Below are 11,954 nucleotides of genomic sequence, written 5' to 3'. Positions count from 1 at the left end.
TAACACAATGATGAGTAATGTAAAAAATTCGATACGCGGAACATATCATTCGATTAGCAAAAAGTATTTACCTCGTTATCTTGCCGAATTCTGTTTCAGGTTCAATTGGCGCTTTAACCTTAAAAAAGCATTCGAACAGCTTATTTATTCATGTATCCGGGCAGCACCTATACCTGAGTATTTACTCAAGCTAGCTGAGATTCGATGGTAATCAGGTAAAAATTTACATGAGAAAATTATAAATATAATTTAAGCGCTACCTTTGAACCTTTATTTATATCTCTTAATCAAGGTCGGTAGCGCTTTCTTTGGTAATGACTCTGATTTATTGATAGTGATGAATATTCAAACACTCCCTCTCCCCCTATGTAAGCGGTGCATTCAAGCCGTATTGACGGTGGCTAAGAAGTGAAATCGACCAGCTCATGCACCCGGTTTGCAGGCCAGCCCGCGATATGACTGATGACATGGCGTAGCCAGACCTCGGGATCCACTTTATTTAGCCGACAGGTACCAATAAGACTGTACAGAAGGGCCGCTCGTTCACCACCTTTATCAGCGTCTGCGAAGAGCCAGATGGTATGACCCTTATATCATCACTTTAATTTTTTTGGTCGAAAACTCTGTTTTTCGAACAAGCATTTAGTTCAATTTTTTTATCCAGAACTCAGATTATATCTAATCTAATCAGAAGATTGGTGAACAGAAGTTATCGGCACCAAAAGAAACTTTTACCGGGCCTCGTGCCCGGTTTACCCTTTATGTTAAAAAATGGTCTTCTGAATTATTTTAGCTCCTCATTAATGGCCTGCCGAACAATCAACTTTGCGGCCCAACTCGTTAAGTTGATGATTTCATCATTTTCTAAACCAAAAGTATCTTTCAGAATAGTCATAGCCTCTGTACCATATAAAACTGAAATCAACATAATAATCTTATGTATTGTGTCATCTTTAAGCTGACCTTTTAGAGGCGCTAACGCCGTAGAAAGTGTCTCTTTACGGTTACTTTTTTTCTTCAAAACAGGTCGTTTGTCGTTATCTTCACCTGATAAAGATTCCTGCCAGCGTAACTGAGAAATGCGTAAGGCATCCCTCATCAGCGCCTCATTGGCTTCTATTTCTTCATAACCCCATCTTAATAATTTCTCAATATTTTCCTCTGCATTATTGCCCATAGGGGGGACAACGAATGACCCAATAACTTGTTTTACAACATACTCTACAAAATCACTATGGGTTGAAAAGTAGCTGCGCAACGTGACCTTCGCATATTCAGCTTCACTGGCAATCTCTTCAGGAGACGGAAATTTTTTTTCACGATATAACTTCAGCGCTGAATGAGTGATACGTTCCAGGGTACGACGCCGGACTGGCGACAGCTTTTCTTCATCAAACAGAATCATTTAAACCCCTTAAAATTTTAACCGTATAGCATTAATAATAAAAAATATCACTAATGATAAAAAGTAACTTGCATGTTGTAAAATATTACAATAGGTTTACATTCGTCTTTGAATAGGTCTACCACATGGGGTGAACACTATGACGCGATTTGTGGTTGTCGTTGGCACAGCAGACACAAAACTGGACGAGCTGGTCTGGTTGAAATATTGTTTACGCCTCGCAAGAGTGGATTCAATTATCATTGATGTGTCTACATCAACTCCCGGGGAAAATCATCAGAATAATCAGCATAAAAAGATAGATATTCATTCACTTCAGGTCGCTGAGTATCATCCCGCTGGCGCTGATCCTGTTTTTTGTGGCGTACGGAATAAAGCGATAACCGCGATGTCTGTCGCCCTCACAAATTTCCTGAACAGTTCAATCGACGATATCGCGGGGGTGATTGGTATCGGAGGCTCAGGCGGAACAGCGCTGATTACTCCGGCAATGCAAAGCCTACCGATCGGTTTGCCTAAAATCATGGTATCAACGATGGCGTCAGGGAATGTCTCGGCCTACGTTAGGGACAGCGATATTGCTATGCTGTATACGGTAACCGATCTCAACGGACTCAACCGTATTTCTCGTGCAGTATTGTCTAATGCTGCAAATATGATGGCGGGCTCTGTCAATTATTTTACGCCATTGGCTGATATTCATAAACCCGTTTTAGGGTTGACGATGTTTGGTATGACGACTCCGTGCATTAATCAGCTCACTACCGCGTTAAATACTCAATACGATTGCCTCGCTTTTCATGCTACCGGCAATGGTGGAACAAGCATGGAGAAATTGGCTAAAGACGGAGAATTGGTTTGCGTTTTGGATATTACATTAACAGAAATTGCCGATCTGTTATTTGGGGGTGTCTTGGGTTGTCCTGACACACGTTTAGACGTCATGGCAAAAAAAAGCATTCCGTGGATTGGCAGTGCTGGTGCTTTGGACATGGTTAACTTTGGTGCAAAGGACACGGTTCCAGAACGCTACAGCAATAGGCTATTTGTCGAGCATAATTCTCAGGTGACATTGATGCGAACCACACCCGAAGAAAACTATCAACTTGGTATCTGGATAGGGAACAAACTTAATAAGTGTAATGGACCTATTCGATTCATTATTCCGGAAGGCGGATTCTCTGCGCTAGATTGCCCTGAACAACCTTTTTATTTACCTGCATCAACACAGGCTTTCTGTCATGGACTAAAAAAAACAATAAAGCAAACAGAATTGCGAAAAGTTATAAAAACACCTTTTCACATCAACTCACCACAATTTTGTGCTCTGGTAATACAACAATTCAAGGAAATTATAGAACACCAGGGAATTTCTCATGAAGAAAAAATATAATCAAATTATTGAAGCTATAAAACAAAAAGTCGAACGTAACGAAACTATTATTGGAGCAGGCGCAGGCACGGGTCTTTCGGCGCGTTGCGAGGAAGCAGGAGGGGCAGACCTCATTATCGTATATAATTCTGGACGCTTCAGAATGGCTGGCAGAGGATCATTGGCCGGATTAATGCCATATGGTAATGCAAATGAAATTGTCAGAGAAATGGGTAATGAAATATTGCCGATAGTTAAGGAAACACCTGTATTAGCGGGTGTCTGTGGTACTGATCCATTCTGTAATTTATCTCTTTTCCTGGATGAACTGAAGGCACAAGGTTTTACTGGTATTCAAAACTTCCCAACTGTAGGGCTTATTGATGGGAAGTTCAGAAAAAATCTGGAAGAAACAGGCATGGGTTATGCATTGGAGGTGGAGCTAATCCGCCTGGCACATGAAAAGGGAATGATTACCACTCCTTATGTTTTCAATGTAAAAGAGGCTGAAGCTATGGCACAAGCAGGTGCTGATATCATCGTCGTACATCTGGGGCTAACCACTGGCGGTGATATTAGTGCAAATACATCATATGATCTGGAATCTTGTATACCAATCATTAATGCTTGTGCTTCGGCAGCTAAAACTATTCGAAATGACATTATTACTTTGTGTCACGGTGGCCCAATTTCGGAACCGGAAGATGTCGCCTATATTTTGGCTCATTGCCCCAATTGTCATGGGTTCTATGGTGCTAGTTCAATGGAACGCTTGCCAACAGAACAAGCCATCAAACACACGATCCAGAAATTTAAAGAAACTAATCGGGGTTAGTGGGAATTATACTTAAGCTATGTGGAAACTGAGTACTACAACCGTAATATTGGTTACGTTATGATGACGCATTATTTTCTTTTCCTCAAAATACGGAAAGGTGCCCAATATGCCATGCCCAGCCAACATATGCCTGTCTGGCTCCCTTATTTCATCCTACCGGGCCGCAACAACTCAGCCTCACTTGTCTCCGGGGCTTACTCAGCGATGTTAACGAAAAAATGGCTGGCAACTGGCTGGACAGAAGCCCCCACCCCAGATGGTATTCAATACTTTCTTGAGCGTGCTGATCGAGGCAAAAGCAGCCCTCAATATTCTGCGTGACTGGGTAACTAGATGACTGAACAATCAGCCTTTTATATTGGCAATCCCCGGACACTCCGTTATGGTGGCATCTACAGCTTCTTTGTAGTAAACAGTATATTTGGCTGTTATAGGCGATATTGTGTTCAACGCCAAAATATAAGTCCCGCCTGCACCATCGTCCTGACTGGCCGCATTAGTTCGCGGAGCATACGCCGTTGTACCATCAGTCTGAAATATACAGCCACGCCACGCTGGGTCGCTGCTCAGGGTCAGCGAACTCGTCAGTACGTGTGATGCCGGGCAAAGTGCACGGTGACGACATCCCGGTACCGGTTCAGGCCCTAGGAAGGGGGAAAATCGGCCCTGATGAGTACCGACAGTATCGAACATCCTGTCGGCGTATAGTTTATGCCTGTAAACCGGAAAACCATCCAAAAATTTTCCGGTTTCATTTGACAAGGCTATCTTATTTCGTTTTTCAAAGCCCTACGATAATATTCACCACTCGCTTTTTCATGCATAGTAAACAACATCGGTAATAGAGAACTCAGAGCCGATAGGCTATGCCCGAGCTGACACAAACTCTCTGGAGTAAATTCATGAATATTATTGCTGGCAAACGATAACATTGAGTCACCAAGAAAAGTTACATCATGACAAATGCCCATAGTATTTTCTTTGGATGATTCAATTAGCTGACACAGCACAGTATCGCTAACACATGAGAAATCCAGCGATGCAATCGCATCCGACATGCCAGACCATATGATATTCACATCAGATATATCACTATCGTCGGAAGTATCTGGAATGCTACTGCGCATAATATTGCTTCTCAATTGGTTTACAAGAAGTTAAAACCAAAGAAAAGTCTGTGAGCAAGGTGTGTGCTTCGGTTTCTACATTAGATTGCGCGTTAAATGTATAACGCTTTGAGTATGAAGATGTGTTACTATTCATATCAGCCATACATTAGTTCCTGTAATGTTGTGGTTAGACGCTCTGGTTGTGTTGCAGCACTTTCAGAGCGTTGCTTTTATGGTTCCTATAACTGTCACCATATTTTTTCTCTTGGAGATCAATATCTCTTCCTTCTTTTCTGGTAACGGGAAGGCCAGATTTCATCAGGCTTCTGTCCTAATGCATTTGCAATAATTGTTTCACCTTTACACCAAGGTCTTTGCAAGGCATTAGATAACGTTGACGATGCCAGCCCTGCTTCTCTAGAAACAGCTGCCAATGATGTTCCCTTTTTTCTTAAAGCAGCGATAATATCTGCTGGGTGCCAATCTTTTTTCTCCACAATAATTCTCCAATAAGATATATTTCGGGCTATATACGATTTTGATGGCACGTTTTACTTCAATTTGTATTTCAATTACCCTAAAAGGTTGCCAGTGCAAGCTATCCCTACTTTATAGGATTACTTATACTAGAGTATAGTATAGATCCAAATTGAGACCTTAAAAAGAAAATACCAACTCAATTGAGATAATTTCACTTATTAATTTCAGGAAATCTGTTTTTTCAGGTGGTTATATGGTTAAAAAGAGAAAGGAAGCACAGCATAATATGGATTCTTTTGAACAAGACCGAAAAGAAACCTTTAAGGAGAGACTTCTTTATCTTATCGGCAGCCGTAGTGTAAGAACTGCAGCTAAAGAATGGGGATTATCGTATTCAACACTGAATAACTACATCATAAGGGACTCAATCCCTGCTCTCAATGTAGCTCAATCAATCTGCGATATTGAAGGTGTCACCCTAGATTGGCTTGCAACTGGTGATCACCAGTTACAACCTCACAATCAAACCACAACCATTCATGAACAACTAAAAAGCTCAACGGAAAGAAGCACAGCATGGCAATCTATTTTAGATTCATTGGAAGATAGGGATGTGGATGCATTAATAAAACTAATTCATCGCAAAGGTATAGAAGGGATACTTGCTGAACCTCCTAAAACCAAGACATCTACAATTGAAGATACCATCAATGAATTGCCTATTAGAGAAACTCTTAAACAAACAATAAAGATAGCTTTAGCTGGGAATGAATCAACAGATAAAGAAATTTTACGCTGTATCACTACACTTGTAAGTAAAGAAACAAACAAAAATTAAACACAATCTAAAAACGAGGCATATTGAAACAGAGAGAAGAGCTAGAGTGGATGTGGATACTGAAACAACTGAACAGATTAAATTACTTGGCCCCAAAACCTATCACTACTCAATAAAGGGAGTGATTGGATGGAGCACTATCGATATAACAGAGAAATCAGCACTCAATGACAACAGGGCGCTTTGTTAACGTACCAGAACGTTCAGCCAGCTCGAAAGCAGCTTTGGCACGGCGCATGCCCTCGATTTTGCGCTCTCTTATGGACATTTGCTTAAGTTCAGAATTTCCGCCATAGCAAAATATGCCTTAGCATCATAAAATTGATAGTGTAGACCGATAATCTCGCTAAATGCTTTACCCAACCTCATCAAGCCCTGATACCCAAGCTTACTGAAAATAGCATCTGGTGGCGGTGGTGCGTAGAAATCACCACTGTCAAAATTCTCCGACGGTCAAACTTAACATCATAGCAACGCTCAGGGATGGAAAAACCGACCTCTTCCGAGCGCATCTGGAGGTATTCAACATCAGATATTTCAACAGCGGAAAAAATCATCACAAAATTACGATCTTCTACAGAAAAATCAAACCGGTGATACTGGATTTCTCCAACAGTAGCCTCAATAAATCCTGTCTGATGAAAAGTTGGCATTAGCTTATTATAGGTAGACGAAGAAATGAATATTGTTATCTTACAGCAATCTATACGTATTGACAAAAGCTCATAATAAACATGAAGCTGAATAGCAAACTAAAAATATCGACAGGTTAAAAATACAACTACTAACTTTTCGTTTAATAAGCGTTATACACAGTTACACCATAGACGCAGCTCAAACTTTTAGCTAACCTAACCAGAAAATAATCATATTATTTATCTGAACATTGTTTCAACAAGAGACTACCCAATGACTAACCATCATGACATACAACGTACAATGCGCACTCAGATTCGGGGGAGCAAAAGCTGCCAGGATTTATCGTAATTTACGCCAGCGTTTACATATTCGGGATGCACATTGTGTTGCCAAAGCCCACAAATACAATCTCCCCGGTTGGATAGGACATTTACCAATTTATCTATTTGTTGGCAGCTCAGTTATTGCATTACTGCTTGGGTCATTGGCTATAGCTATAATGGTTATACTGGCCTTTGTATTATTACTAGGAATTTCTCAAAACATGTGGAATAAAAAAAATTCAAATATAAATGAGCAAAAAGCTGCTTATGAACATTTTTCATGGGAACAAGATTGGGATAAAGACACTTATAAAAGACATTCATGGGAATCAGATGACTGTTGAGATCAAGAGTAACCCTATCCAGTCATCCATATCAGGCTATACTAAGTAACAATTAAAGCTTTCCAGATATCTTAGAACCTAATTGACTGCCAGCCGCCTTGCTATCCTTAGTTGCTGTGCTGCCTGCATTTTCTATTACTCCACCAACTTTAACTCCAGCCCAAGACAAAGCACTCATCCACAATGCCGGCAACACAATAAACATCGTCCCCATCACAAAACTCATAATGATATCGTCTGTGCTATTCTAAAAACCGGCCATATTCCAGCGGCTGTGCGTATCTGAACCATACAATGCCTCCAGAAGCCAACTGTCTAGCCAGCGTGCCAACTCCCACCAGAATGTCAAAAAGTTTAGCGCAAACATGACAAAGGTCAGCGTAATAACCGTCTTATATTCGTAGACAGCAAATACTATAATCAGCGGTAATATGATAGTCACCGCCATCAATATAACAGCCTGCACCATCGGTAATGCCTGGCGCATTGCATCAAACGCCGGAAATGCCGCCAGACTCCCCGCCCAATGAGGCTATCCGGCCCACCAAATTCATCAGAGTAAAATCCACATTACCCCCGTAACCTGCATAGACATGTCCCCCTTGAGATGCGGCGGCGTTTTTCAAGGTGGTTTTCAGCCTGCGTGACCTGTTGCTGAGTCGCTTTCATTCCCGTCACTGTCTGTTCAGAGATAGCAACCTGTGCCGCCGAAGCTGACAGAGACATAACAACGCCAATCAGCACCACTCCCTTCCTCTGGCTGAAAAAATCTTTTCTCATCATTACCCTCCATTGACTGACAGGGTTTGACGATGCCCCTGTACCTGGCACAAAGCCTGATGATCAGAGATATTGACCAACGTCCACTCAAATGCACTTTCACCCGGAGTCAGTAAACGCATTTGAGATATTTGGGAATGAGGATCTGTGTCTCGTGGAATAATAACGGCATAAACTTGTTCTCCCCGACGTTCAATACCAGAAAGTATGAAAGGGGCCACTATCCGTTTCTTCGTTCGAAGAACCTCCCGGTCAGGTGTGCCAGCTTTTCTACCAGATGCTTTTCCTGCTGAGATTTCCACGTGATTATTGCGTCAACGCGCATTTCCTGCTGTTTCACGGTATTTTTCAATACACTCACTACTTCGGTAAGGTCCTGATGAGCACGGCTTAAATCAGTCACTGACTGTGCGAGCTGTTTCTGTTGGTCGTTGACAGCTCCCTGTTGCGCTATCAATGCCTGATGAAACCGGTTATTTTGCATTTGCCAGTCCTGACGGGAGACAAAGCCGATATCTGCTTTATCAAGCCGTTCGTGCAGCTTTTGCACCTCATCAGACAAATGCTGGAATGATCCATTTCGCATCAATGACTGAAATTCCACTAACTGATGTTGCTGCTGCCGTACCACGAATGCCAGCAACACTATGCTGACAATAACAAGCAATATTGACAGATACCTCAGACATTTTTTTAACAACAACCTGGGTTGGGTCTTTTGAGAAACCACCTGCCGCAAGCTGTCAATTTCAGCTTCAGACGTCGGCGACGGCGACGGCGACAGAGGAGGTATTTCAGTTGTCATACCACAACATCCTTGTTTGTTTTATTTAGCACTGTGCCTGGCGTACTTTTAGTATTATCGGGTTGCTTGACAAAACAACGGACACAGAAATGCGACTTATTCAGTAGTGATTAGAGTCTAATCATATGATTACCCGATACAGGGAAGAATACTGTGCAAAACCAGAGAGGATGACGATAAAAAATTCAACATGAAAAAATGAAAATTACACTCCAATATAGAGAGCATAAAATCTGTGGGGCACTACATTGGCGTTTATGCCGCTATAGCTAATGTAAAACCATCAACCATATTCCGACTAGCTCATTAATTTTGATGCCGGGATACCAACGTTCAAATTGTGCCTTTTAGCTCGCCATTCAGAACTGCCGTCCGAGGGGAGCATTTAAATGATTGCCCCACGGTTTTTTACGCTCTCGTCTGTGCGAGAGTCTGTTCATCGGTAAAGAGTGCGACGAGATCTCTAACGAGAATTGAAACTGACCATCCATCGGCAATAATATGGTGAAAGCACACCAGCAGTAGATGTTCAGTGTTGGATAGATTCATCAATTCCACCCTAAACAAGGCGCCGTTTTCCAAATCAAATGGTATCTTTACCCGCTTGTGTATGTAGTCAGTCACCTCTTCATGTGTTCTTACACTTTGTATAAAAACAGGTTGTAATTGCTCCAGGACACATTGAGAAGGAATGCCGTCGAACACCGGAAAGCACATTCTCAGGCATGCATGGCGTTCAACCAGTTTTACAAAACTTTGCTTTAACTTGGCAACATCAAGACTGCCTGTTATCTGCAGTGCAACAGGAATATTGTAGGCAATAAAATGGGTGTCGCTGATCTGACTCAGATACCACAGCCTTAACTGAGAACTTGTAACAGGGGACAGAGCTTCTTCTTTTTGATTTCCATTGTTATTTTCCTGATGAAGTTTCAACCACTCTATGAATGATTCTCCGCCCTCCTTTTCATCAGCATGCCTTTCTTTTTTACTCTGCTCAGTGTTGCTTGACCTTTCTGGCAATTTCTATCTTCTTTTCAGCGGAAAAAGAAGCCATACGTTTGAATGGATTTTTCAAGTTCGATGTCCATATACTTTGAATAAACAGGAGTTGGGGAGAACGTTAAACAGCTAAACTGGCTGCCCAAACTTAAGTAAATTTCCACTTGGATCAATTAGGTGGAACTCCAACATGCCCCATGGAGTTTCCGCAAGCGGAGAGACTTCAATCTGCGCTTGTAGTTCTTGAAACACACTTTGGATATCTTTCACGAAAATATAGCAAGAAGTGTTCTCTGCAATGTACTTATCGTTACATGCCCAAAAATGGATTTCAGCTTCCCCTCTGCTAATTATCGCATATTCATTAGGAACAAAATTGTCGCAATGGAACCCAAGTTTACTTGTGTAAAAGTCAACCAATTCATCTAGATCCAATGCAGCCAATACAGGGACAGCCTCCCAATCGCTCATACATTTTCCCTTTTATTTATATATATACCCGTCATCTTTCAAGTTGCCTCTTTGTTGGCTGCACTCGCTCACCCCGGTCACATAGTTTGCTATGCTCCCGGGGATTCACTCCCTTGCCGTCGCGATGCATCTTGAAATCCATTGGGTATAATTTTTAAACGCTCATACAGGATTGTCTGACAAATCACTGTACGTTACTCTCATTAAATAAGTAATATGACTATAAAAATAGATTCAACAATACCTCCTAAAATCATGAGGAATTAACAATAAATTATTAAATATGATTTACTATGAATATAGCATTTTTACCTAGCATGGATTGCCTATCATGTCATCAACATTTAATCAGGGCAAGAGCGTGAAGGCTCATTTTTCATTCACATTTAAACCGGCCAGTAAAACCTGCACAAGATAGCCTTCATTTATATTGGCTCTGCGCCTGAGGGATCCCCTGCGTATTTCGGTTTGTCCGGCCAGCTGTTTCGGTATCGTCCGGCCATCTGATCTTTTCTTCGTAACCACTCACTTTTTAACTTACTTCCGCAGCTTCAGCCAGACTTTTTTTCCGTTGCGATTCTCCTGTTAATTCCAGCCGATGTGCGTTGTGGATCAATCGGCCTAACAGCGCATCTGCAACTGTCGAATTTTCCATCAACCCATACCATTCACTGACCGGTAATTGGCTCACAATCACCGTGCTGCGTTGTTCGTATCTGTCCTCAATCACATCCAGCAGATCGCTGATTTGTTTCCCCTTAAATCCCCCTAATACTACAGCCGTAACTACTCTGAAATCATAAGGTTATCCCAGCGACGATAATGACATTGTTGTGCGTAGTATTGGTGTCGTCGTCAATATGACCAATGTAAAATCTGCTCGACGGTGTCTCCCGTTTTTTCCATTAATTTGGACAGCAGTTTACGCAGTTCCGCCACGCTGAGGGCTACCAGCCCCGCCGGCGTTTTTTTCTCCCCTATCCGCAAAACTGCCAGCGCCGCATGAGCCAGTAGCGATAAGGTAATGTGCCGATACCAGCTATGCCATTGCCCCACACAATTTCATGCTCCCCAATATAAGATGTTATTTTTCCTGCTTCACCACCACCATAACACCATAGGCAGCCGTCGGAACATAACGCCATTCATACAGTAAGTTTTGTAATGTAATCCCTGTTCGTTCCCAGCGAGTGATAACCACTTTAACCATCCGATAACGCCTTGTTGGGTAATGCGCCAAAACCGAACAAGCCAGTTGTATCTGAGCTAGTCGCATCAAATGAGAACGAAACAGAATATCCCTGTCTGCCCGCAAAAGTGCCCCTTCAAGTTCGCGAACAAATGCCGCATGCAAGCACCGGGTTCGACTTCGCGTCAGACGCCCTATCCTGTCAGTCGGGGAAAGATGAATGACGTAATACACCTGAACTCTGGATAAGGAAGAAAAGAAAAAAGGAACTAAGTGCCTGAGGCACGATCAAAGTTTTTGCTTAGAAAACAAAATCGTGGGGATCCTCAGGCTATGACTACTTTAGAAGAACTTTACTG

Annotated in this window: 17 protein-coding genes and 4 pseudogenes; 7 read left to right on the top strand and 14 right to left on the bottom strand. The window is 42.1% G+C overall.

Features of this window, described 5'->3' with window-relative positions; genetic code table 11:
- Positions 1 to 211 (top strand): transposase (locus tag AACQ83_RS22425; protein WP_146747935.1); only part of this gene is annotated, 211 nt, incomplete at its 5' end.
- Between the two features lie 190 nt (positions 212 to 401).
- Here AACQ83_RS22425 and AACQ83_RS22420 read toward each other — a convergent pair.
- Both AACQ83_RS22420 and AACQ83_RS22415 read right to left on the bottom strand, forming a co-directional pair.
- Positions 402 to 587: pseudogene (locus tag AACQ83_RS22420) on the bottom strand (transposase domain-containing protein); the annotation flags it as partial.
- A gap of 197 nt (positions 588 to 784) precedes the next feature.
- Positions 785 to 1,405 carry a TetR/AcrR family transcriptional regulator gene (locus AACQ83_RS22415; RefSeq protein ID WP_112879675.1) on the bottom strand — a complete coding sequence of 207 codons (621 nt, stop codon included), beginning with the start codon at positions 1,403 to 1,405 and terminating at the stop codon, positions 785 to 787.
- A 139-nt stretch (positions 1,406 to 1,544) separates the two neighbouring features.
- On the opposite strand from AACQ83_RS22415, the gene AACQ83_RS22410 reads away from it, so the two are divergent.
- The 4 genes and pseudogenes from AACQ83_RS22410 to AACQ83_RS22395 all read left to right on the top strand — a co-directional run.
- Positions 1,545 to 2,798, top strand: a complete 1,254-nt coding sequence (locus AACQ83_RS22410) for a Tm-1-like ATP-binding domain-containing protein (RefSeq protein WP_112879674.1) — start codon at positions 1,545 to 1,547, stop codon at positions 2,796 to 2,798.
- A complete protein-coding gene (locus tag AACQ83_RS22405; protein WP_112879673.1) occupies positions 2,782 to 3,612 on the top strand; it encodes a phosphoenolpyruvate hydrolase family protein in 831 nt (276 codons plus the stop codon). Before AACQ83_RS22410 ends, AACQ83_RS22405 begins: the two co-directional genes overlap by 17 nt.
- A gap of 21 nt (positions 3,613 to 3,633) precedes the next feature.
- Positions 3,634 to 3,936, top strand: coding sequence for a hypothetical protein (locus AACQ83_RS22400; RefSeq protein ID WP_146748325.1), 303 nt, complete (start codon positions 3,634 to 3,636; stop codon positions 3,934 to 3,936).
- A 179-nt stretch (positions 3,937 to 4,115) separates the two neighbouring features.
- Positions 4,116 to 4,274: pseudogene (locus AACQ83_RS22395) on the top strand (IS66 family transposase); the annotation flags it as partial.
- A gap of 105 nt (positions 4,275 to 4,379) precedes the next feature.
- Here the strand turns inward: AACQ83_RS22395 and AACQ83_RS22390 are convergent.
- Entirely contained in the window at positions 4,380 to 4,742 is a 363-nt protein-coding gene (locus tag AACQ83_RS22390; protein ID WP_146747934.1) for a hypothetical protein, read from the bottom strand.
- Positions 4,743 to 4,996: 254 nt separating this feature from the next.
- Complete coding sequence (locus tag AACQ83_RS22385) at positions 4,997 to 5,227, bottom strand: helix-turn-helix domain-containing protein (protein WP_112879676.1); 231 nt, start codon at positions 5,225 to 5,227, stop codon at positions 4,997 to 4,999.
- A 230-nt stretch (positions 5,228 to 5,457) separates the two neighbouring features.
- On the opposite strand from AACQ83_RS22385, the gene AACQ83_RS22380 reads away from it, so the two are divergent.
- Positions 5,458 to 6,042 carry a helix-turn-helix domain-containing protein gene (locus AACQ83_RS22380; protein ID WP_112879671.1) on the top strand — a complete coding sequence of 195 codons (585 nt, stop codon included), beginning with the start codon at positions 5,458 to 5,460 and terminating at the stop codon, positions 6,040 to 6,042.
- Between the two features lie 368 nt (positions 6,043 to 6,410).
- On the opposite strand, the gene AACQ83_RS22375 is transcribed toward AACQ83_RS22380, so the two are convergent.
- Positions 6,411 to 6,695: a hypothetical protein gene (locus AACQ83_RS22375; RefSeq protein ID WP_112879670.1), complete on the bottom strand. Its 285-nt coding sequence runs from the start codon at positions 6,693 to 6,695 to the stop codon at positions 6,411 to 6,413.
- Positions 6,696 to 6,964: 269 nt separating this feature from the next.
- Here AACQ83_RS22375 and AACQ83_RS22370 point away from each other — a divergent pair, with 269 nt between their 5' ends.
- Positions 6,965 to 7,348: a hypothetical protein gene (locus AACQ83_RS22370; protein ID WP_112879669.1), complete on the top strand. Its 384-nt coding sequence runs from the start codon at positions 6,965 to 6,967 to the stop codon at positions 7,346 to 7,348.
- Positions 7,349 to 7,400: 52 nt separating this feature from the next.
- Here the strand turns inward: AACQ83_RS22370 and AACQ83_RS22365 are convergent.
- The 9 genes and pseudogenes from AACQ83_RS22365 to AACQ83_RS22325 all read right to left on the bottom strand — a co-directional run.
- Positions 7,401 to 7,968 (bottom strand): annotated as a pseudogene (locus AACQ83_RS22365) (conjugal transfer protein TraG N-terminal domain-containing protein); the annotation flags it as partial.
- Positions 7,919 to 8,128, bottom strand: coding sequence for a hypothetical protein (locus tag AACQ83_RS22360; protein ID WP_205074151.1), 210 nt, complete (start codon positions 8,126 to 8,128; stop codon positions 7,919 to 7,921). The pseudogene AACQ83_RS22365 and the gene AACQ83_RS22360, both read right to left, overlap by 50 nt.
- 2 nt (positions 8,129 to 8,130) lie before the next feature.
- Positions 8,131 to 8,349, bottom strand: a complete 219-nt coding sequence (locus AACQ83_RS22355; protein WP_112879668.1) for a hypothetical protein — start codon at positions 8,347 to 8,349, stop codon at positions 8,131 to 8,133.
- Positions 8,349 to 8,933, bottom strand: coding sequence for a hypothetical protein (locus AACQ83_RS22350; RefSeq protein WP_112879667.1), 585 nt, complete (start codon positions 8,931 to 8,933; stop codon positions 8,349 to 8,351). Before AACQ83_RS22350 ends, AACQ83_RS22355 begins: the two co-directional genes overlap by 1 nt.
- A gap of 408 nt (positions 8,934 to 9,341) precedes the next feature.
- Positions 9,342 to 9,956: a condensation domain-containing protein gene (locus AACQ83_RS22345; protein WP_112879666.1), complete on the bottom strand. Its 615-nt coding sequence runs from the start codon at positions 9,954 to 9,956 to the stop codon at positions 9,342 to 9,344.
- Positions 9,957 to 10,064: 108 nt separating this feature from the next.
- The gene (locus tag AACQ83_RS22340; protein ID WP_112879665.1) at positions 10,065 to 10,406 is read right to left on the bottom strand and encodes a bleomycin resistance protein; all 342 of its coding nucleotides are present in this window, start codon (positions 10,404 to 10,406) and stop codon (positions 10,065 to 10,067) included.
- Positions 10,407 to 10,938: 532 nt separating this feature from the next.
- Positions 10,939 to 11,154: an ATP-binding protein gene (locus AACQ83_RS22335; protein WP_315903376.1), complete on the bottom strand. Its 216-nt coding sequence runs from the start codon at positions 11,152 to 11,154 to the stop codon at positions 10,939 to 10,941.
- Between the two features lie 107 nt (positions 11,155 to 11,261).
- Positions 11,262 to 11,462 (bottom strand): annotated as a pseudogene (locus tag AACQ83_RS22330) (hypothetical protein); the annotation flags it as partial.
- Between the two features lie 28 nt (positions 11,463 to 11,490).
- Complete coding sequence (locus tag AACQ83_RS22325) at positions 11,491 to 11,829, bottom strand: hypothetical protein (RefSeq protein WP_146747933.1); 339 nt, start codon at positions 11,827 to 11,829, stop codon at positions 11,491 to 11,493.
- Between the last annotated feature and the right edge of the window lie 125 nt (positions 11,830 to 11,954).

Source organism: Photorhabdus sp. S10-54 (genome assembly GCF_963878145.1).
Lineage (GTDB): Bacteria > Pseudomonadota > Gammaproteobacteria > Enterobacterales > Enterobacteriaceae > Photorhabdus > Photorhabdus kayaii.
The sequence above is the reverse complement of the archived record's forward strand: the minus strand, read 5'-3'. Positions and strand labels throughout refer to the sequence as shown.

Excerpts from the sequence above, each read along its gene's own strand:
- AACQ83_RS22415 (WP_112879675.1), bottom strand. The coding sequence starts at position 1,405 with ATGATTCTGTTTGATGAAGAAAAGCTGTCGCCAGTCCGGCGTCGTACC.
- AACQ83_RS22410 (WP_112879674.1), top strand. The coding sequence starts at position 1,545 with ATGACGCGATTTGTGGTTGTCGTTGGCACAGCAGACACAAAACTGGAC.
- AACQ83_RS22405 (WP_112879673.1), top strand. The coding sequence starts at position 2,782 with ATGAAGAAAAAATATAATCAAATTATTGAAGCTATAAAACAAAAAGTC.
- AACQ83_RS22390 (WP_146747934.1), bottom strand. The coding sequence starts at position 4,742 with ATGCGCAGTAGCATTCCAGATACTTCCGACGATAGTGATATATCTGAT.
- AACQ83_RS22380 (WP_112879671.1), top strand. The coding sequence starts at position 5,458 with ATGGTTAAAAAGAGAAAGGAAGCACAGCATAATATGGATTCTTTTGAA.
- AACQ83_RS22375 (WP_112879670.1), bottom strand. The coding sequence starts at position 6,695 with ATGCCAACTTTTCATCAGACAGGATTTATTGAGGCTACTGTTGGAGAA.
- AACQ83_RS22370 (WP_112879669.1), top strand. The coding sequence starts at position 6,965 with ATGACATACAACGTACAATGCGCACTCAGATTCGGGGGAGCAAAAGCT.
- AACQ83_RS22360 (WP_205074151.1), bottom strand. The coding sequence starts at position 8,128 with ATGAGAAAAGATTTTTTCAGCCAGAGGAAGGGAGTGGTGCTGATTGGC.
- AACQ83_RS22350 (WP_112879667.1), bottom strand. The coding sequence starts at position 8,933 with ATGACAACTGAAATACCTCCTCTGTCGCCGTCGCCGTCGCCGACGTCT.
- AACQ83_RS22340 (WP_112879665.1), bottom strand. The coding sequence starts at position 10,406 with ATGAGCGATTGGGAGGCTGTCCCTGTATTGGCTGCATTGGATCTAGAT.